The 20991-nt window shown below is 51.9% G+C and carries 19 protein-coding genes, 6 tRNA genes and 1 rRNA gene; all 26 read right to left on the bottom strand.

Features of this window, described 5'->3' with window-relative positions:
* Positions 1–3 precede the first annotated feature (3 nt).
* Positions 4–894 carry an RNase adapter RapZ gene (gene rapZ / locus DFQ01_RS11500; RefSeq protein ID WP_110044038.1) on the bottom strand — a complete coding sequence of 297 codons (891 nt, stop codon included), beginning with the start codon at positions 892–894 and terminating at the stop codon, positions 4–6.
* 121 nt (positions 895–1015) lie between these two features.
* A complete protein-coding gene (locus DFQ01_RS11495; protein ID WP_110044037.1) occupies positions 1016–1966 on the bottom strand; it encodes an ROK family glucokinase in 951 nt (316 codons plus the stop codon).
* Between the two features lie 542 nt (positions 1967–2508).
* The gene (gene trxB / locus DFQ01_RS11490; RefSeq protein WP_110044036.1) at positions 2509–3456 is read right to left on the bottom strand and encodes a thioredoxin-disulfide reductase; all 948 of its coding nucleotides are present in this window, start codon (positions 3454–3456) and stop codon (positions 2509–2511) included.
* A 105-nt stretch (positions 3457–3561) separates the two neighbouring features.
* Complete coding sequence (locus tag DFQ01_RS11485; RefSeq protein WP_110044035.1) at positions 3562–5331, bottom strand: tetratricopeptide repeat protein; 1770 nt, start codon at positions 5329–5331, stop codon at positions 3562–3564.
* Positions 5332–5465: 134 nt separating this feature from the next.
* Positions 5466–6416, bottom strand: coding sequence for a ribose-phosphate diphosphokinase (locus tag DFQ01_RS11480; RefSeq protein WP_110044034.1), 951 nt, complete (start codon positions 6414–6416; stop codon positions 5466–5468).
* Between the two features lie 86 nt (positions 6417–6502).
* Complete coding sequence (gene hisJ / locus DFQ01_RS11475; RefSeq protein ID WP_110044204.1) at positions 6503–7309, bottom strand: histidinol-phosphatase HisJ; 807 nt, start codon at positions 7307–7309, stop codon at positions 6503–6505.
* Between the two features lie 59 nt (positions 7310–7368).
* On the bottom strand, positions 7369–8073 hold the full coding sequence (gene hisIE, locus DFQ01_RS11470; RefSeq protein ID WP_110044033.1) for a bifunctional phosphoribosyl-AMP cyclohydrolase/phosphoribosyl-ATP diphosphatase HisIE: 705 nt from the start codon (positions 8071–8073) through the stop codon (positions 7369–7371).
* A complete protein-coding gene (gene hisF / locus DFQ01_RS11465) occupies positions 8070–8828 on the bottom strand; it encodes an imidazole glycerol phosphate synthase subunit HisF (RefSeq protein WP_110044032.1) in 759 nt (252 codons plus the stop codon). Before hisF ends, hisIE begins: the two co-directional genes overlap by 4 nt.
* Before the next feature lie 52 nt (positions 8829–8880).
* Positions 8881–9495 carry an imidazole glycerol phosphate synthase subunit HisH gene (hisH, locus tag DFQ01_RS11460; RefSeq protein WP_110044031.1) on the bottom strand — a complete coding sequence of 205 codons (615 nt, stop codon included), beginning with the start codon at positions 9493–9495 and terminating at the stop codon, positions 8881–8883.
* Between the two features lie 3 nt (positions 9496–9498).
* The gene (gene hisB / locus DFQ01_RS11455; RefSeq protein WP_110044030.1) at positions 9499–10098 is read right to left on the bottom strand and encodes an imidazoleglycerol-phosphate dehydratase HisB; all 600 of its coding nucleotides are present in this window, start codon (positions 10096–10098) and stop codon (positions 9499–9501) included.
* A gap of 400 nt (positions 10099–10498) precedes the next feature.
* The gene (gene hisD, locus DFQ01_RS11450; RefSeq protein ID WP_110044029.1) at positions 10499–11788 is read right to left on the bottom strand and encodes a histidinol dehydrogenase; all 1290 of its coding nucleotides are present in this window, start codon (positions 11786–11788) and stop codon (positions 10499–10501) included.
* A gap of 106 nt (positions 11789–11894) precedes the next feature.
* Positions 11895–12503, bottom strand: coding sequence for an ATP phosphoribosyltransferase (gene hisG / locus DFQ01_RS11445; protein ID WP_217490350.1), 609 nt, complete (start codon positions 12501–12503; stop codon positions 11895–11897).
* 29 nt (positions 12504–12532) lie between these two features.
* Positions 12533–13726 (bottom strand): ATP phosphoribosyltransferase regulatory subunit, encoded by a 1194-nt coding sequence (locus DFQ01_RS11440; protein ID WP_110044027.1) that lies wholly within the window; start codon positions 13724–13726, stop codon positions 12533–12535.
* A 260-nt stretch (positions 13727–13986) separates the two neighbouring features.
* Positions 13987–14478, bottom strand: coding sequence for an acyltransferase (locus DFQ01_RS11435; protein ID WP_110044026.1), 492 nt, complete (start codon positions 14476–14478; stop codon positions 13987–13989).
* Between the two features lie 24 nt (positions 14479–14502).
* Entirely contained in the window at positions 14503–15123 is a 621-nt protein-coding gene (locus DFQ01_RS11430) for an HAD-IA family hydrolase (protein ID WP_110044203.1), read from the bottom strand.
* Between the two features lie 133 nt (positions 15124–15256).
* Positions 15257–16228 (bottom strand): prolipoprotein diacylglyceryl transferase, encoded by a 972-nt coding sequence (lgt, locus tag DFQ01_RS11425; protein WP_110044025.1) that lies wholly within the window; start codon positions 16226–16228, stop codon positions 15257–15259.
* 73 nt (positions 16229–16301) lie between these two features.
* Positions 16302–17240: an HPr(Ser) kinase/phosphatase gene (gene hprK, locus DFQ01_RS11420; RefSeq protein WP_110044024.1), complete on the bottom strand. Its 939-nt coding sequence runs from the start codon at positions 17238–17240 to the stop codon at positions 16302–16304.
* Between the two features lie 397 nt (positions 17241–17637).
* Positions 17638–18759: an ABC transporter ATP-binding protein gene (locus DFQ01_RS11415; RefSeq protein ID WP_110044023.1), complete on the bottom strand. Its 1122-nt coding sequence runs from the start codon at positions 18757–18759 to the stop codon at positions 17638–17640.
* Between the two features lie 98 nt (positions 18760–18857).
* Positions 18858–19952 (bottom strand): PucR family transcriptional regulator, encoded by a 1095-nt coding sequence (locus DFQ01_RS11410; RefSeq protein WP_245946630.1) that lies wholly within the window; start codon positions 19950–19952, stop codon positions 18858–18860.
* 190 nt (positions 19953–20142) lie between these two features.
* A tRNA-Lys gene (locus DFQ01_RS11405) sits at positions 20143–20218 on the bottom strand.
* A 17-nt stretch (positions 20219–20235) separates the two neighbouring features.
* A tRNA-Tyr gene (locus DFQ01_RS11400) sits at positions 20236–20320 on the bottom strand.
* 37 nt (positions 20321–20357) lie between these two features.
* Positions 20358–20433: transfer RNA gene (locus DFQ01_RS11395), tRNA-Phe, on the bottom strand.
* A 44-nt stretch (positions 20434–20477) separates the two neighbouring features.
* Positions 20478–20554: transfer RNA gene (locus tag DFQ01_RS11390), tRNA-Asp, on the bottom strand.
* A gap of 13 nt (positions 20555–20567) precedes the next feature.
* Positions 20568–20643, bottom strand: a tRNA-Val gene (locus DFQ01_RS11385).
* Positions 20644–20659: 16 nt separating this feature from the next.
* Positions 20660–20736: transfer RNA gene (locus DFQ01_RS11380), tRNA-Met, on the bottom strand.
* Between the two features lie 161 nt (positions 20737–20897).
* A 23S ribosomal RNA gene (locus DFQ01_RS11375) occupies positions 20898–20991 on the bottom strand; the annotation flags it as partial.

Below are 20991 nucleotides of genomic sequence, written 5' to 3'. Positions count from 1 at the left end.
CATTTAATGCCGATCCCGGTCGGAGTCACGATGGCTGACGCGCACCGTCTCTGTATCACTACTTCCGAGCATTCGGCCCAAGTATTCGGCAATCGCCACAGAGCGATGCTTACCGCCTGTACATCCGATACCTACGACAACCTGGCTCTTGCCTTCCTTCCGGTACAACGGGATAAGAAAGTTTAGCATATCGAGCAGCTTGGTCAGGAAAACTTGCGTTTCCGGCCATTTCATAACATATTCATATACATCAGGATTTTGCCCTGTGTTCGGGCGCAAATGCTCAATGTAGTGCGGATTCGGCAGAAAACGAACATCATAGATCAAATCCGCGTCGATCGGAATGCCGTACTTAAAGCCGAACGAGGTAACATTCACGTTAATACCCGTACGCTCCGTGTTCGTGAACCGCGACACGATTCGTTCCTTCAGCTGTGCTGGCTTCAGGCTGCTCGTATCGATAACCTGCGTCGCCATCCCTTTGAGATCCTCCAGCATCCGGCGCTCAAGACCGATACCGTCGAGCGGCATGCCATCTGGTGCGAGCGGATGTCTGCGGCGGCTTTCTTTGTACCGCTGTACGAGTACCGCATCCGTCGCATCCAGGAACAGAATCTCGCAGCTGATCGTGTAATGCTCCTTAATGTAGTTGAGCGATTCCGACAGTGCTGTGAAGAACTCACGGCCACGCAAGTCAATAACGAGCGCAACCTTGCCAATCTTGCCGTTCGATTGCTCAATAAGCTCCGCGAACTTCGGAATGAGAACGGGCGGCAAATTATCGACGCAGAAAAATCCGAGATCCTCCATGCTCTGCACTGCGATGGTTTTGCCCGCTCCCGACATACCCGTTATAATAACGAGCTTTGCCACTTGCACCGATTCATTGTCCATGCCAGGTCACTCCTCTCCCAGGCCAAGCCGATAATGGCCCTATCACGGACAAACCCGCCGGTTAGGGCGGGTCAGCCTTCTCTCTGTTTGTGTCTGCCCGTTGGCCGACGATCCCTTCCAACTACGAGCGCAGAATCAATCCTGCCGCTCCTACGACACCTGCATCATTGCCGAGAGTAGCCGCTACGATCTCTACGTTCTCAGCAATCGCATCTGGCGTGTACTTGCGGAATTCTTGACGAATTTGCTCGAATAGGAACTCGCCTGCCTTCGATACACCACCGCCGACGATAAAGCGCTGCGGGTTCAATACGACCGCTACCGATGCCATCGACTTACCCAAGTAATAAGCAGCACGATTCACGATGCGGGAAGCGACCTCGTCGCCTGCTTTCGCAGCATCGATGACTTCCTTCGCCATAATATGTTCGACAAGCGACAGAGACGTACGGTCCCCGCGCTCGACAGCGTCTTTTGCCATACGAATGATGCCCGTTGCCGACGATACCGTCTCCAGACATCCCATTTTACCGCAACCGCACTGAATCGCTTCAAGATCCGGTACGATCTGCATATGTCCGAGTTCACCGGCCATGCCGTTGAAGCCTTCATAGATTTTGCCGTTTACAATGATACCGCCGCCGACACCCGTTCCGAGCGTATAGCATACGCAATGGTCGACGCCTTTGCCTGCACCCGCCCACACTTCGCCGAGCGCTGCAACATTGGCATCATTATTAATACGCACCGTCTTGTTCAAGTGCTCTTCCAAGTAATCTTTCAGCCGTACATCTCGCAGACCAAGATTAGGAGAGAACTTAACAAAACCGTTCGGAATGTCCAAGAAGCCGGCGATTCCTACGCCTACGCCCCCGACCTGTTCCCATTCATATGGCGATTGCTCAACAATCCGCTTCGCATAAGTTGCAATGTTGTGCAGGATGACGTCCGTTCCCTTGTCGCTTTCGGTCGGTCCTTCATACGTATGGAGCAGATCGCCGCTCTGGTTGCAAATACCTACCTTAATGGCGGTGCCGCCGATATCGACTCCTACGTAGATTTGCTCAGACATTACTAGGCCACCTCGTTCACAAAGTTAAACTTCTTCTGTTACCAACTATAAGCGAAGCCTTCTAATAGGTCAAGGCACGCAAATGTGGAACAGTTGGAAGGGGCTTCGCCCCTTTTTTACCCTTTGTTTTCTATAGAAATCTACCCCTTTAAATGAAAATTTCTACCTAATGAAATTAGTATTTCTACCCACCTAAATCAAAACTTCTACCCACCTAAATCAGCATTTCTACCCACCTAAATCCTCCCTGCTAGGGAGGACCCCCGGGGTTTCCCAACCCCGGGACCCCGGAAGGAGAAACGTATGGATGGACAGAGGCGCGCTTGCAAACATGTGGCGTAAGAATCGCGTGCCCCTTGGGCATAGCTTACTGTTGTACATGATAAGGCGTCCTGTTAGACGCCTATTATAGTTGAACTATATAGTAGAAAGATTAAAAATTGCTAATCCAATCTCCATCTCGTTAGCAGCATCCGTTCAATGAAAAACGTCCCTCCTGCGCCATATTCTAACGCAAGAGGGACGTCTAAAGTCTAGTTCAATTACAGCGAGACGCTCCAGTCCTGGGTGATGTGACCGTCCAGGAATTTCTCTGCTTCCAGCGCGGCCATACAGCCGCTTCCCGCTGCCGTAATCGCTTGGCGATACTTCGTATCTTGTACGTCGCCGCATGCGAATACGCCTGGAACATTGGTCTCCGTCGTGCCCGGCTTCACCTTAATGTAGCCATGCTCGTCCGTATCGATCTGACCGCCGAGGAAGCCTGTATTCGGTGTATGACCGATGGCTACGAAAATACCGCTCGTCTCGAGCAGCTCTTCCTCGCCTGTCTCGTTGTCACGCACCTTTAGCGCTGTAACACCCATGCCGTTCGCCACAACTTCAACCGGCGTCTTGTTGAGGCTCCAGCTGATTTTCTCGTTCTCGCGTGCACGGTCCTGCATGATCTTCGAGGCACGAAGCTCATCACGGCGGTGCACCAGTTCGACCTCAGTTGCGAAGCGAGTCAGGAAGTTCGCTTCTTCCATTGCCGAGTCGCCGCCGCCAACAACGATAATTTTCTTCCCGCGGAAGAAAAATCCGTCGCATGTGGCACAAGTGCTGACACCGCGGCCTACATTGTCCTTCTCGCCTGGGATGCCGATGTACTTAGCCGAAGCCCCCGTCGAGATAATAAGCGTCTCCGCTACCAGTTCGCCTTGGCCTTCAACCTGTATCTTGAAAGGACGCTGCGTTACATCAACGCTGTTGACCCAGCCCGTCCGGAATTCAGCGCCGAAACGCTCCGCCTGCTTCCGCATGTTCGCCATCAACTCAGGTCCCATAATGCCTTCCGGGAAGCCTGGGAAGTTCTCCACTTCCGTCGTAGTCGTCAATTGTCCGCCTGGCTCCGGTCCTTCGATAACGAGAGGTTTCATGTTCGCGCGCGCCAGATAGATGGCAGCCGTCAGTCCCGATGGACCCGTTCCGATAATAATGGATTTGTACATAGTAAGCCCTCCTGATCGACCGCCGGGCCGCCTGGCGCCATCAAGCGCGCAAGCAGCCCGTTATGCGATGCTATTCCACCATAGAATACCCTTGGCCGAGCAGCGTCAATCATGCTCCTTCATGTGGATATGATGCGTCTGCAGCAGCGCATTCGTCGAACGCATTTTGTCCCGAATGCCGCATACCTCGTCAATCCGCTTCGCATGCCGGCTAACCGTCGCTGCAGACGTCTCGTACTTCTTAGACACTTCCTCGAACGAAATCGTGCGGCTGTGCATCTTTGCCGTCCAATACTCCAGCGCTGCCGCCCAGCCCTGCACCTTGCCAAGCTTCGGCACATCGGGATACAGACGTGATAAGAAATCAATCCACAACGTCAGCAGGTCATGCTGCTGTACGAGATCATATCCTGTTGTCCGCATGCGGCTGAGCGCTTCATCCAAGACTGCCTGCCAGCTCGTTTCCCATACAGGCAAGCGCGTTGGCATTTGCTGCGGCTCAATAACAGTAGCCTCATTGCCGAAGACCGCTTCAATGGGTGCCGTCTCACCTAATGAGCGCAGCACGAGCAAGGCGATCCGCTTCAGATCGTCTTCTTCGCCCGCTTCTTTCATGAACGCCCGCAGCGCTTCCTTCACTTCATCATCGCCGATGATGCCAAGCGCTTGAATAACCTGCAGCTTCGTCTGCCGATCACCGTGACGCAGTGCCCAGAAGAAGGAAGAGCGGACGAGCGGATCTTTCTTGAATCGTTCGGGCACAATTTCACCAGGCAGTCGCTCCCACAGCTTCATTTGCTCCTCGAAGGGCAGGTGATAATGATAGCTGATTGGTGCTGGCTGGCCGCCGCTTGCTCGAACTCCCGCCAAGTAATCCAGATAATACGGCGCGACCTCAGATTGAGGATCAAAACCACGGCACTGCTGCCATAGGCGTTCTGCATCCGCAAGCCGTCCCGTCTGGCAAGCCGCTACAGCGGCATAATGATAAACGCTGGCATCCGCAGATCCACTCGTACGGACCAGTCGAACGAACTGTCGGTAAGCTCCTTCATGCTCGCCAAGAATGCCGAGTGTCGTGGCCAGCTTGAATGAGTGCTCCTGATGAAACGGAAACGTTTTACGAAGTAGTCCCAGCAGCTCCGCCAGCTTCTCTTTCTCTCCAAGATGCTGATAGAAGATAGCCAAGTTGCACAGCGCATGCAAGTTGCCTTCATCGAGCTCCAGTACCTTAAGGATCGTCGCCATGGCTTTGTCGAATTGCCCCATATAATAATAGGCAAGCGCCAAATTATTACGTGCCGAGGAGAAATCCTCGTAACGCTGCACAATATCCTCAAGTACCTTAACCGCTTGAGCGAACTTCCCTTCTTCGAGCAGCATCCGCGCACGATCATGCTCGCGCATACCGCCAAGCGATTTGACGTTTGCCTGCTTTGTCGGACGTGCGAGCTCAAACGTAAGCAGCTCCATCATTTCATCCGCTTCGTCTATGAAATGGCCTTCGTCGTCTTCCTCCAAGTACTGGACAAGCGAATCTTCAGCCGCCTCATACATCTCCATGTTGGCATAGTTGTTTGCCATATAGAAATGGCACTCCGTCATCGTGGGGTCGAGCTCATCGACGATCCATTTCAGAATTCGGTTCGATTCCTCGTAGTTGCCAAGCTCTGATAAAATGCCGGCCATATTGCAATGATTCACTGGATTATCAGGCTCAAACTGCGCTGCGCGGCGAAAGTTTTTCAGTGCCTTGTCATAATGATAGCGATCCAGCGAACGAACTGCCCGCTCGAAGAAGTACGTCGCGTCCCATTGAATGGGGATTATTTTTGCTAGCCTGCCGGAAACCACCGCACGCTGCTTCTTTGTCATAATGCAAGGCACCTCCCGTAGTCCTTTAATGTTGCTACGATTATATCATAGCACCGCCTATCCTTACAGGCTGGAAAAACCGGAAAAATCGCGAGCGCATGGAGCGGCCCGCGATTTTTCGGCTGGTTGCCAGCTTATACGCCAGCGTTCTTGAAGAGGGTACTAATCGATCCGCCCTCAATAATGATTCGAGTTGCTTCCGCCAGCATAGGTGCGACGGACAGTACGCGGTAACGCTCTGGACGATGCGCCGGAAGGGCGATCGAGTCCGTTACAACGACTTCTTTAATATTCGGGTGATCCAAACGCTGCAGGGCGTTGCCAGAGAACAGCGGATGCGTAGCGCATACGTAGACGTCTTCCGCTCCACGTTCCTTCAGTCCCTCAACGACATTAATAATCGTGCTACCCGTATCAATCAAGTCCTCAATGATGATTGGCGTTTTGCCTTCTACATCACCGATAACGTGCGTAATGACTGACTCGTTATGCGCTGGACGCTTCTTGATCATCATCGCGAATGGGCAGTCCAGATAGTTAGCCAGCATCTCCGCAGTCGATGCCCGGCCGGCATCCGGCGAAACAACGATTGGGTTCTTGATTTGTTTATTTTTCAGGTAGTTGCTGATCAAGTCGAGCGCCGTCAGGTGATCAACCGGAATGTTGAAGAAGCCTTGAATCGCCGGTGCGTGCAGATCGATCGTCACAACGCGGTTAGCGCCCACGGTCGTCAGAACGTCTGCCACCATTTTCGCCGAGATCGGCTCACGCGGTGCAGCTTTGCGCTCTTGGCGCGCATAGCCGTAGTGTGGCATGATGATGTTGATCGTCCGTGCGGAAGCCCGCTTCGCTGCATCAATCATAATGAGCAGCTCGACAAAATGGTCGTTAATCGGATGCGAAAGAGACTGTACAAGAAATACGTCGCAGTTCCGGATCCCTTCTTCGTAGTTGACATAGATCTCGCCGCCTTTGAACCGGGACAGCTTGATGGCGCCGAGCTTGAGCCCTAGCTCCTCCGCAATCTTCTCGGCCAATTTCGGGTTCGAGGAACCCGAAAAAATACGCAACTTGTCGCTTAACATGATACCCTCCTGAGCGTTTGAACCACTATAATTTTACGTACACTGCTTGTTCGACAATATTCATTATACATCGATTACAGCAGAATTCAAAAATCGACCATCGTTCTAATTCGGCGCTCAAACGTCGCCAGCTGTGTAAAACCTGCTTCTTTCAACCGCGCTCGCGCTTGATCCAAGTATTCGGCCAATCTAGCGGGCTGATGCGCATCCGAGCCGATTGTAATCGGAATGTCGAGTTGTCTTGCATAATCGAGCATCCGTTTGCCTGGGAACATCTCTGCGCATGCATGACGAAGTCCCGATGCGTTCAGTTCAATCGCTAGGTCGTTCCTGCGTACAGCCTCCAGCGCAGCATTCTCCAGATGGGTTACGTCACCCGCTGGTTTGAAGCCGAAGCGCTTGATTACATCGATATGACCGATATAATCGTAGAACCCTGTATTCGCTGCCTTGATGACTGCATCATAATACTGCTCGTACACCTGCATCGGATCGCGGCCTTCCCAGCCGTGCGTCTGACGGAAGTCCGTAATATCCCATGTTCCTAGAAAATGAACCGAGCCAATCACGTAATCCCACGGATACGCATTCACGATTGTCTCGATCTGTTCCTCGGAACCTTCGATATAATCGCCTTCCAAGCCGACGCGGACATCGATCTGTCCCTTATACTTGTCCTTCAGCGCGAACGCTTCTTCGACATAACGGGGCAGTTCATCCATCGGCATCGCCATCTCTGGGTAGTACTCGTCAGGATTGACGTGCAGCAGCGGCATATGGTCCGATACTCCGATTTGCTGCAGGCCGATCGCGATGCCCTGCTGGATGTATTCCTCCAGCTTGCCGACCGCATGGCCGCACCGCTCATGGTGCGTATGGTAATCGATTAGCATGTGCTCGGTTTCCCCTTCCGTGCTTCCGTGCTTTCGTGCTTTCATACGGTTGAACACCATTAACGATTCATTTTGTTCGTCGTTGGTTTATTATGGCGCTTGCCGAGCTCTGCCATAACCTCATCGAGCGAAATACCACGTTCTCGAAGCAATACCATCAGGTGGAACAGCAGATCGCTCGTTTCACTGCGGAGCTCTTCGTTGTCACCATTTTTCGCTGCAATGACGACTTCGATCGACTCTTCGCCGAATTTTTTTAAAATTTTGTCCAGACCCTTCTCGAACAGGTACGTCGTGTAAGCACCCTCCGGCCGCTCTGCATAACGCTTCGAGATAATCGCTTCCAGCTCGTTGAGCATACGGAAGCGGTCGCCTTGTGCCGCATCGGACTCGACTGCTGGCGCATCTTCAACAATCGGGTTGAAAAAGCAGGAGTAACGGCCCGTATGGCAGGCTGCGCCGTTTTGATCGACCCGCACGAGCAAGGTGTCTGCATCACAGTCATAATGTATGGAACGGATTGGCTGCGTATGACCGCTTGTTGCGCCTTTGTGCCACAGTTCGCTGCGCGAACGGCTCCAGAACCATGTCTCGCCGCTCTCGATCGACAGCTTGAGCGATTCTGCGTTCATGTAAGCCAGCATGACCACTTCTTTGCTTACCGCATCCTGCACGATAGCCGCTACGAGACCATCCTTATCCCACTTGATCTTCTGCTGCAGCTCTTCGTAAGGCAGCACTGCTGTGTTCGTGTTGCCGCTCATCGTACTTCCACTCCCTTGCGCCGCAAATCGTCCTTCACTTCTTGAATCGTCATTTCTTTATAGTGGAAAATGGTCGCTGCAAGGCCTGCATCAGCCTTGCCCTCCGCGAATACGTCGTGGAAATGCTCAACACGGCCCGCACCGCCGGATGCGATAACCGGAATGCTCACGAGCTCCGATACCGCTCTGGTCAGCTTCACGTCGAAGCCGTCCTTCGTTCCGTCTGCGTCCATGCTCGTCAGCAAAATTTCACCCGCGCCAAGACGCTCCGCTTCGCGCGCCCACTCCAGCGCTTTGATGCCCGTACCATTGCGGCCGCCGTGCGTGAACACTTCCCACTCGCCCCACTCTGGGTTGAACTTCGCGTCAATTGCTACGACGATGCACTGCGAGCCGAACTTGTGCGCGCCGTCTGCAATAAGCTGCGGGTTACGGATTGCTGCTGTATTAATGCCGATTTTGTCCGCGCCTGCGCGCAGCAGCCGCTTCATATCGTCGACATGCGAGATGCCTCCGCCAACGGTGAATGGAATCGTAATTTCGCCAGCCGTCCGCTTAACGACCTCGACCATCGTTGCCCGTCCTTCGACGGAAGCCGAGATATCGAGGAACACGAGCTCGTCTGCGCCTTCGCGGTCATACGTTGCCGCCAGCTCGACGGGGTCGCCAGCATCGCGAAGATTAACGAAGTTGACACCCTTCACGACGCGGCCGTCCTTCACATCGAGGCACGGAATAATTCTTTTGGCCAACATGCTGATCTCTCCTCTCCGGTTTATCTATTGTATGAAATGCGATATTCGGTTCTTATACGGATGCCGCTACCGTCAGCTTAAGGAAGTTGCCAAGCAGCTGCATGCCGAGATCGCCGCTTTTCTCCGGGTGGAACTGCATGCCGTACACATTCTTGCGTCCGACGATGGCAGTCACTTGCTGATGATAATCAACGGTTGCGAGCAAATCGCTTGCAAGCTCCGGTTTCACATGATACGAGTGGACAAAATAGACATGCCCTTCTTCAAGACCTTCGAACAACGGCGAAGATTGATTGAACGAGAGCTTGTTCCAGCCCATGTGCGGAACCTTGTAGTCGCCTTGGAAACGTACGACGCGGCCCGGCAGCAGATCCAGCCCTTTGTGGTTTCCGTACTCCTCGCTCTCGCTGAACAGCAGCTGCATGCCGAGGCAGATGCCGAGCAGCGGCTTGCCCGTTGCGATGAACTGCTTCGTAACCTCATCCATCCCCGTCTCACGGAGATTGTCCATCGCGTCGCCGAAAGCGCCAACGCCAGGAAGAATCGCACCGTCTGCCGCGAGAATCTGATCAGGGTCAGCCGTGATGACGAAGTCGAAGCCGAGACGTTCGACCGCTTTGCTTACGCTGTGCAGGTTGCCCATGCCATAATCGATAATGGCGATCATCGGTTACAGCACCCCTTTCGTCGAAGGCACTCCTTGTACGCGTGGATCAATGCTAGTTGCTTCGTCCAGTGCGCGTCCAAGCGCTTTGAAGACGGCTTCGATCATGTGGTGCGTGTTCTTACCGTAGTGAACGATGACGTGCAGCGTCATACGTGCTTCAAGCGCGAACTTCCAGAGGAACTCTTCTACAAGCTCGGTGGAGAAGCTGCCCACTTGCTGCGATGGATATTCTGCACGGTATTCAAAATGCGGACGGTTGCTCAAGTCGATCACAACCTGTGCCAGCGCCTCGTCCATTGGGACGAATACACTCGCGTAACGTTTGATGCCGCGCTTGTCGCCAAGTGCCGTTGCCAGCGTCTGGCCGAGGCAGATGCCGATGTCTTCGACGGTGTGGTGATCGTCGATCTCTACGTCTCCGCGTGCATCGACCGTCAAGTCGAACTGGCCGTGCTTCGCGAACAGGTCGAGCATATGGTTAAGGAAAGGCACGTCGGTTTCGAGGTTGACTTGGCCACTGCCGTCGACGCCCAGAGAAAGTTTAATATCAGTTTCGTTGGTTTTGCGCGCCACTTGGGCTGCGCGTTGTACGATTTCGGACATTTTTTTGACCTCACTTTGATTAAAGATATATTAGTTTATAATTCGTTATTTTTGAGTTCGAACCCGCTCCGAGCGCGGATCACTCCTACGATCGCTGTTGTCCTCGGATTGTTCTGAACTTATAAATTCAGATAGGGTGACAATCCGAGTGACAAAGGCGAGCACTACGTTTCTCCGGAGTGATTCCGCACTCTCCGCTCTTGTTCGCGGTGGTGCATACGTCTGGCTCAGCACTTTTTATATAGGTTTGGTGCGCTTGGCACGCATAGCTCGCCGCGCGGAAGCACCTGATGGTACTGGCTGTACCCATCAGTGGTCAGCTTATGAGCTGCTGTGTGCCAGTGTCGGCGCAAGCTAAAGTGCAAGTGCAAGTACAAGTGCAAGTGAAGCCAGTGGCTTCTTACTTGCCGCCTTCTCTTTCAAGGCGGATTTCGATGGCGCGGGCGTGGCCTTCGAGGCCTTCGTGGCGGGCGAGCGTCATGATTTTGCTGCCGTTGGCGAGAAGCGCCTCTTTGCTGTAGTAGATCAGGCTCGACTTCTTGAGGAAGTCGTCGACGTTGACTGGCGATGAGAACCGTGCCGTGCCGTTCGTCGGCAGGATGTGGTTCGGGCCGGCGAAGTAATCGCCCACTGGCTCCGAGCTGTATGGTCCCAGGAAGATCGCGCCTGCGTTCTCGATACGCGCGAGCAGCGCCATTGGGTCAGCCGTGAGCACCTCCAAGTGCTCTGGCGCCATACGGTTGATGATGTCGATGCCTGCATCGAGCGAATCGACGAGCAGCACTGCACCGTAGTTGTCGATCGAGCTGCGAGCGATCGCTTCGCGTGGCAGCAGTGCGAGCTGACGCTCTACTTCAGCAGCAACGGCTTCAGCGAGTGTCTCCGAAGCTGTAACGAGTACAGCAGAAGCCATCTCATCATGCTCGGCTTGCGAGAGAAGGTCAGCCGCTACATAAGAAGCGTCTGCCGAGTCATCTGCGAGGACGGCTATTTCACTTGGCCCTGCGATGCTGTCGATGTCGACAACGCCGAACACGGCACGCTTCGCGAGTGCAACGTAGATGTTGCCTGGTCCTGTAATTTTGTCGACTGGCGCAATCGTATCCGTTCCGTATGCCAATGCGGCTACCGCTTGCGCCCCGCCGATCCGATACATTTCCTTCACGCCAGCTTCCGCTGCTGCGACCAGAATGTACGGGTTAATGCCTTCCTGACCACCCGTTGCCGGAGGTGTTACCATGACGATCTCAGGTACCCCTGCAACTTGAGCTGGAATCACGTTCATGAGTACCGACGAAGGGTATGCCGCTTTGCCGCCTGGTACGTATACGCCGACACGCTTAAGCGGACGCAGTACCTGGCCGAGCATCGTGCCGTCTGGCTGCATATCGATCCACGAATTGCGCATTTGCTTCTCATGGAATGTACGCACGTTTGCCGCAGCTTCGCGAATGGCAACGAGAAAATCAGCGTCGACCTTATCGTACGCTGCTTGAATTTCAGCTTCAGTTACGCGAAGCGAGGACGCATCCAGCTTCACGCGGTCGAACTGCTCCGTCAGACGCAGCAGCGCTGCATCACCTTCGGTTCGAATCGCTTCAACGATCGATTTGACCGCTTCATTTTGCTCAGGAGTGCCGTATTCGACCTGCCGATCAATATTGAACTGCTCTGCACGCATAATCCGCATTGCTTCCATCCCCCAATCAATCGCCTAATCAAGGGCAGGCCTGATAGTCCCCAATCAAGCCATCCTCAATAAGCCTTTAAATTATCCGTTCGTTCTATCCGTCCGTCTACACTCTTGCAGCGAGTGTCTGCTGCAGCAGATCACACAGCTTCTGAATCGGCTCGTTCTTCATCCGATAGCTCACGCGGTTCGCAATGAGGCGGCTCGTAATCCCGAAGATCGACTCCATCTCAACGAGACCGTTTTCCTTCAGCGTCTGGCCGGTTTCGACCATATCGACGATGCGGTCTGCCAAGCCGATCAGCGGTGCCAGCTCGATCGAACCGTTCAGCTTAATAACCTCTACTTGCTGGCCCAGCTCGCGGAAATACTGCGAAGCTACGTTCGGATATTTCGTCGCGACACGCGGATTAATAACCGGCTTCCAATCCGGAAGTCCGATAACGGACATCCGGCATTTCGCGATACCAAGATCGAGCAGCTCGTAGACATCCTTATTTTCTTCCATCAGCACGTCTTTACCGACGATACCGATATCCGCTACACCGTACTCAACATAAGTTGGCACGTCGACCGGCTTCGCCATAATGAACTCCATCTTCGCATCAGGAACTTCAATAATCAGCTTGCGCGAATCGTCGAAATCGACTGGAATCGGCAGTCCCGCTTCACGGAACAGCTTCGACGCTTGCTTATAAATCCGGCCCTTCGGCATTGCTACCTTCAAAATCTCCTGCTGTCCGCTCACTTCGATTGCTCTCCCTTCGATCCGACAAACGAGATAAATGTAGCATATCCGTCTCTGTCTGCAGAATTCGTAATCTGCTGTCCTGCTTCCACTCGCTCCGTTACAACGCTGACACCTTCACCACGAAGGCGCTGTGCTTCTTCAAGCGCCGCCGCGCGGCCCTTCGCATCATAGCTGATCAGCACACGCTCTGGCTGTGCCTCTTCCACGCCATCAAGCAGCTCCAGTACGCGCGTCGTCTTGATTGCAAAGCCCGTAGCCGGCGCTGGACGGCCGAATTGCGTGAGCAGATTGTCATAGCGTCCACCGCTAACGACAGGGAATCCGAGATCCGCTGCATAGCCCTCAAACGTCATCCCTGTATAATAGGAGAAATCGCCGATCATCGTCAGGTCGATCAGTACATTCTCGCATACACCGTACGCTTTCAGCACATCCCAAATCTCGCATAGATGCTGAATAGACGCCTTCGCCGTTGCCGTACCGCTCAGCTGCAGCGCTTGATCGCAAATTTCTTGTCCGCCGCGCAGACGAAGAATGCCTTCAAGCTCCTTCAGCACTGGCTCTGACAGCGACAGGCTGCGCAGCAGCTCACGATAGCCGACGTAGTCGCGGCCGAGGAGGCAAGCCTTCAGCGCTTCTTGTGCCTCTGGACGACCTGGCAGCGTCTCCTCGAACAGACCGTTCAAGAAGCCAACGTGGCCAATTGCGATTTTGAACCGTTCAACACCTGCAGCCTTAAGCGATGCAATCGCCAGTGCGACAACCTCAGCATCGGCTTCAGCGGACGGGTCACCAACAAGCTCTACACCCGTCTGGAAAAATTCCGCGTCGCGGCCCGCTTCTTCCTCAATCGCGCGGAACACGTTCGCATGGTACGACAGACGCAGCGGGAATGGCGTTTCCTTCAATAAAGACGATACAACGCGCGCGATTGGCGCGGTCATATCCGAACGCAGTACGAGCGTCGTACCGCGGTTGTTGAGCAGCTTGAACAGCTTCTGATCAGACGTGGAGCTCGCCACGCCGACCGTATCGTAGAACTCCATTGTTGGCGTAATGATCTGCTCATAGCCCCAACGGTTCATGCACTCGAGCGTCTGACGCTCAATCCGGCGCAGCTTCGCAACAGCATGCGGCAAATAATCTTTGACTCCGATCGGTTTCTCGAACACTTTAGGTTTCGACATACGGATTCACCTTCTTAGCAATTGTTATAAGACTTAATTTCTATGTTGTTGTTCCATCGTTCTTCTAGTTTTGTTCCAGCTCTTCAAACTCATCACTTCCAGCATCACTTTAACACATTAAAGCACTACCATGTTACCATGCTACCAAAACAAAGGATTAGACGTAATATTACCATGCTAAGCACGCAATCGTCAAGGGACATCGCCCTGCCTGCAAGTGCATACAAAAGGCCAGGCTCCACATAAGAGTCTGGCCTTCCTTATTGACCTGATCTGCGCAGCTCCTGCAGCGGATTGCCTCCGACGAACGCCCCAGCTGGTACATCGCGATGCACAACGGAGCCCGCCGCTACTACGGCGCCATCACCAATCGTGACTCCCGGCAGGACCGTCGTATTCGCGCCGATCATAACGCTGTTGCCAATTACGATCTTGCCAGTCCGATACTCGCCGATCAAATACTCATGCGTAAGCAGCGTACTATTGTAGCCGATAATGCAGTTGTCACCGACCTCAATCTTCTCTGGGAAAAATACATCGACCATCACCATCAGCGCGAACGCTGTCTCTCGCCCGACCTTCATGCCGAGCACACGGCGATAAATCGCATTTTTCACTGGCAGCGAAGGACAATAACGTGCGATTTGAATCGCTATGAAATTACGTACCGCCTTGAATCGGCTCACCGTACGGTAAACCTGCCACAGCGCATTCGGGCCTTCCATCTTGAAACGTTCTACGTTACGTCCCATTCTCGCACCCGCTCCTGTTAGACGTTAGACGAACCTCAGCAAATCCCGCATATCGTGAATGATATGCTGCGCGCCACTCTCGCGAAGCTTCTGCTCGCCCTTCAGCGACCAAGCAACGCCAACTGGAATAGCACCTGCTGCTACCGCCGATTCCATATCGACAGCACTATCTCCAACCATCATCGTTGTCGCCGGATCAGCGCCAAGCTCCTCGATCGCACGAAGCACTGGTTCTGGATGAGGCTTCGGATTCGTTACATCATCAACCGATACGATACTGCTCATATATTCGCCGATGCCAACAAACTTCAGCCCGCGCTCTGTTGTGAGTCGCATTTTGGTCGTCACTACGCCCATCTGGATGCCGCGATCATGCAATGTCTTCAGCACTTCATTCACATTAGGAAAAGCACATACATAATCATCGTGTACCCGCAAGTTGAACTCACGATATTTGGCCAGCAGATCTGCGACATCTTCTCTGCCTGAGAACTGTTGAAGCTGTACAACGAGCGGCAATCCCATCGATGGAATAATGCGCGCTGCTCCGAACCCGGGCTCCACAATACCGTCTAACGCATGAATGAAAGACTGAATAATAAGCTCATTTGTATCAAGTACCGTACCGTCCAAATCAAACAACATTGTTTTAATGCGCTGCTGCGTCACTTCAAAAATCCCCTTCCTGCTTAATCGGCTCCGCTGTCAGCCAGTTGATGGCCAACAGTCGGAGCCGATTGTGTACCTTTATCTCACTGTCCACTAACAACAGTTCTTCTTAGCTGTTCGCTACATCCGAGGAACCGATGTTATTATCGGAAGCCTTCGGCTTACTCGAAACAAGAGGGTCCAAGTAATGTACAGGCTGCACGATCGTTACACGTCTTGCAACTACGAATACAATTGCCGCTAGCAGAAGAACAACGCTAACGAGCTGCGATACACGTACGTTTCCTTCTAACGCGATGTTCAAGTAACCTGCATGGAAGCCCATCCATTCCATAGGCGTCCACAGTCCATTCATGAATGATGCGAGCCAATCCGGACCTGCGAATGCCAAGCTATCGGTGCGGAGTCCTTCAATATAGAAGCGACCCAATGCGTACCAGAAGAAGTACGTGCACAGCAACTCGCCCGCTCGGAGGAACTTCTGGCGGCGCAGAACGAATAAAATAATGATGCCGACCACATTCCAGAGCGATTCATACAGGAACGTTGGATGGTGGAAGACACCTTCTACATTCATTTGATCCACGATCCAGCCTGGCAGGTGAAGCTTGTCCCGCAGAAACGATTCTTCTACTGGACCGCCATAGGCCTCCTGGTTAACGAAGTTACCCCAACGACCAATCAATTGGCCCGCGATTAACGAAGGCGCACAAATATCTGCAATTCGCAGGAAGTTATAGCCCTTATAACGCGCATACAGGATCCCGCATATAAAAGCACCGATTAACGCTCCATAGATTGCGATGCCGCCCTCCCAAATTTTAAAGACGGACAGGAAATCGCCCTTATAACGGTTCCATTCAAACGCGACATAGTAAATCCGTGCTGCGATAACGGCAGATGGAACGCCCATTAGCAGCAGATCCATGAAGAAATCTGGAGAAATGCCGAAGCGTTTGCCCTCTTGAACGGCAAGCAGCAAACCGACCAGTGCACCCAAGCCAAGGATGATTCCGTACCAGTGTACCGTGATCGGTCCAAGATCGAATGCGATTGGATTAAGACGAAGCGTTTCCAACATAATAGGGCCGAGTCTCCTTTATTTTATTTGTCATTTCAATAGACGACCGGCTCATGAGAGCCGGCATCGTTTATTACTCATAATCATCCATATCGTCAGCAATCGTCTCTGTCAGTTTGTTCGTGAATTGCAGCGCTGCGTTATAACCCATTCGTTTCAAACGGTAGTTCATCGCTGCTACTTCAATAATAACCGCTAAGTTGCGGCCAGGACGCACGGGAACTGTAACGAGCGGCACATCCGTATCGATAATGCGAGTCGTTTCCTCATCCAGACCAAGACGGTCATACTGCTTGTCCGGCTGCCAGTTTTCTAATCGAATAACAAGCTCAATCCGTTTGTTGTTGCGAATTGCACCTGCTCCGAACAATGTCATAACATTAATAATGCCTAGACCGCGAATTTCTAGCAAATGACGAATAAGTTCCGGTGCAGAACCATGCAGCTGATTATCAGACGTCTGGCGGATCTCTACCGCATCATCAGCAACTAATCGGTGACCGCGCTTCACGAGCTCAAGCGCTGTTTCACTCTTACCGATACCGCTGCCACCTGTAATGAGCATCCCTATGCCATATACGTCGACCAGTACACCGTGAATCGTTGCTGTTGGTGCAAGCTTGCGTTCCAAGAAGTTCGTCACTCGGCTCTGCAAGATCGTAGTCGCCATACCGCTTCGAAGTATAGGTACATTCGCGAGCTTTGACTGCTCGAGCAATTCAGCCGGCGCCTCTAGACCACGTGTAATAATGATACATGGCGCTTCATCATTGCACAGTCTCTCCATCCGCTCGGAACGGGATTGCGCACTAAGCGTCTGGAGGAACGTCAGCTCTGTTTTACCGAGTATTTGCACCCGCTCACGCGGATGGTAATGAAAATAGCCAGCCATCTCAAGCCCTGGCCGATATAAGTCATCTGTTGTTATCGTACGGCGCAGCCCTTCCTCGCCGGACAAAATCTCAAACTGGAACTGCTGCACGAGCTCCGATACTTTCACCTTTTTGGGCATCAATGTTTCCTCCCCTTGCCGTTTTTCCAATGTCTTCATCGTAAATGAAAAACGGACCAAACGCAACGTCTGGCCCGTCTCATCTCTACTCTTCCTACATAATTGGTTATAAAATCTACTACTTTGCACATTAGTAATCGAGATTTCTTTATCGAAACGGTAATTTTACCTGCTGAAATACGTATTTCGGGTACTCCTCCAGCCCATACATTAGCGGTTGTTAACACTCAGCCTATCGGATGGATCATGGGCATTCGACTCCTTAGCTGCCTCGGGCTCATCCATTATTACCTCTAGCGGTGCATATCGGTAATCTCCCGATTCCATATACACGCCTACCTACAAAAAACAGCCTCTGAGCTGAATGCTCAGAGGCTGTTCATTTATTACGAATCGATTAGTTCTCGAATACGTTTTGTTCGGACTCTTTATCGAAGATATGAGCTTTGTTCATATCGATAGCGAGTTTAACGTTTTGACCTTCGCGCAGCGTCGAACGACCGTCTACACGTGCCGTTACCGCTTGCGTACCGATACCGTTCATGTAGAGAATCATTTCGTGGCCGAGGTTCTCAGCTACGTCGATATGAGCCGATACGATCGTGTTAGGCGAAGCTTCCATGAACACAGGCTCTTCGTGGAAATCGTCTGGACGAATACCGAGAATAACTTCTTTGTTAGCATAGCCTTTGTCACGAAGAATTTTAGCTTTGCCTTCTGGCATAACAACGTCAATGCCGTCAGCTTTGAAGCGAAGCTCTCCGCCTTTGTCCGTCAGCGAGCCTGCGATGAAGTTCATCGAAGGAGCACCGATGAAGCCCGCAACGAAAATGTTCGTTGGGTGGTTGTACAGCTCTTCAGGAGAAGCTGCTTGTTGGATGATACCGTCTTTCATAACGACGATACGGTCACCCATCGTCATTGCTTCGACCTGGTCATGTGTTACGTAGATAACAGTCGTTTCAAGACGTTTAGCCAGTTTGGAGATTTCCGCGCGCATTTGACCACGGAGTTTAGCGTCCAAGTTGGAAAGTGGTTCGTCCATCAAGAATACTTGTGGTTCACGAACGATAGCACGGCCGAGTGCTACACGCTGACGTTGACCACCGGACAGAGCCTTAGGCTTACGGTCGAGCAAGTGCTCGATATCGAGAATTTTAGCAGCTTCACGAACACGTTTGTCGATGTCTGCTTTTTTGAATTTACGAAGTTTCAGACCAAACGCCATGTTTTGGTACACGTTCATGTGTGGGTACAGGGCGTAGGATTGGAATACCATCGCGATGTCGCGATCTTTAGGTGCAACGTCATTCACCAGACGGTCGCCGATGAAAAGTTTACCTTCGGAAATTTCTTCAAGGCCGGCAATCATCCGAAGTGTCGTCGATTTACCGCAACCCGATGGGCCGACGAGTACGAGGAATTCTTTATCCTTAATGTCGAGATTGATATCTTTAACGGATGCGAGATCGGAACCTGGATACTTTTTGTACACATGCTCTAAGCGTACGCCTGCCATGAGTCATTTCCCCCTAAACAATTGTATGATTCGTTTCGTTATGTTTCTATATTAACTCAGTGCATCTCATATGACTATGCACATTCCTTACAAAAAATTTAGGTCCTTTTCGTAACTTTGTACAATAGCAAAATGATCTTCATTAATACAGCGTCTCGAAACACCCGTACATCCAATCCGGATTCTTGTTTTAACTTATCTAATCGGTACAATAATGTATTCCGATGGATATACAGCTTCTTCGCCGTTTCACTGACATTACAATCGAGTGCGAAAAACGTCTCAAGCGTTGATAACGTCTCCGGCTCCATAAATACATCCGATCTGCCAAATGCCTGCTCCACATACCGCATACGCACATTTTCTGGAATGCTAATGAGCAGCCGCTCGAGATGCATATTCCATGGAAGGTGAATATTCGAACCCATCTCAAATATCCGTCCAAGTTCAATTGTTTCCTGAAGCAGCATAACCGATTGAACAATTGACTTCACCGGTTTCATCGGACGCCCTACTGCCAGATGACACTCACCAATCCACTCGCTCGCCAGCATCTCCTGCAGACCTGAACCAATAGAAGCCAAGCTGTCTTCCAGCATCTCGGTCTGATCATCACGTTCCTCTAACGTATCCCGCGTCAGTGATACCGGGGCAAGAACAAGCCATTCCTGTGCTTTGAGAGGAATTACAATAACTTCTTCATCTAAGAAAGAAGCGAGCAGCTTCTGCAGCTCGCTGAAAGCCGAAGCCTCTGCTGCATGATCTGTTTCTAATAAGAAAGGAATCATTTCCGCATACAATCGTCCATCAGTAGCTAAACTACCGGGTACCGTCTCAGTACCCCCAATAGCAGCTTGCTGTACAATCCAGTCCCCTAATGCGCGAGACTTTCGCTCACCGTCTGACTTACTATCTGTTTCAAATGTACCTGCTGAACCTTGTCCAACCTGTTGTGTGACTGCCCATTGCACCAATGCTTTCTCAGTATCAGTCCACGTGCTTCGTTTAATCGTCAATTGTCGTAACGTACGATGGTCCACACGCCAAATCGCCTTTAATGATTCAGCTTGATCCATGATTACCGTACCCGGCTCTAAGCTTGTCCATTCTGAATGATCCGACACTAACAAATCCTCAGCAATGATCGGGCATTTCAAAATGTGCTGCAGCTGTTCCCAATCCGACATGCTCATTCCTTATCCCCTATCCCTGAAAGCCTTTTTCTTTTACGTCATTGTATCATAAAACGCTTGCCACCTAAATCTTTCCGCCGGAGAAGACCCTAAGGCTCGAAACCCTAACGTTCGTATCGAGGTCTGATCAACTCTTTATATACAAAAAAACCACAGACAGTTGTCTGTGGTACTTGTTTGTTAAAATAAATGGTGAGCCATGTAGGACTCGAACCTACGACACCCTGATTAAAAGTCAGGTGCTCTACCAACTGAGCTAATGGCTCTTGATGTAAGAAAAAAATGGTGGAGGATGATGGATTCGAACCACCGAACTCAGAGAGAGCAGATTTACAGTCTGCCGTGTTTAGCCACTTCACTAATCCTCCGTATTGAACCTTCCGCGCCATTGCATCAGGAATCAAATGGTGGCTCGGGACGGAATCGAACCGCCGACACGAGGATTTTCAGTCCTCTGCTCTACCAACTGAGCTACCGAGCCATATTCAATTATCAAGTATTTCTCTTCACAGATGTTTAGAGAAATGGCGGAGCCGACGGGATTCGAACCCGCGGTCTCCTGCGTGACAGGCAGGCATGTTAGGCCTCTACACCACGGCTCCGCGTTTGTATAGATGGTGGAGGCTGACGGGATCGAACCGCCGACCCTCTGCTTGTAAGGCAGATGCTCTCCCAGCTGAGCTAAGCCTCCATGGGAATTAAGGTAGTGGTAGCGGCGAAGGGACTCGAACCCCCGACCCTCCGGGTATGAACCGAATGCTCTAGCCAGCTGAGCTACACCGCCACACTTGTCCATTGTTACGGTAATGGAAACCTTCAGGAGTACAGCGCGACCAAGCGCTGCGTGTAAGCCTTAACCATTCGATACACTTGTCATCAAACAATCAGTGATTACACCCTGAAAACTGGATGCGAATGTTGAATCCTTAGCTTAGGTAATGCTTTTAGGATAAGCCCTCGACCTATTAGTACTCGTCAGCTGCACGCATTGCTGCGCTTCCACCCCGAGCCTATCAACCTGGTCGTCTTCCAGGGGTCT

Source organism: Paenibacillus cellulosilyticus (assembly GCF_003182255.1).
Taxonomy (GTDB): Bacteria; Bacillota; Bacilli; order Paenibacillales; family Paenibacillaceae; genus Paenibacillus_T; species Paenibacillus_T cellulosilyticus.
This window is presented reverse-complemented; position numbering and strand designations above follow the sequence as displayed.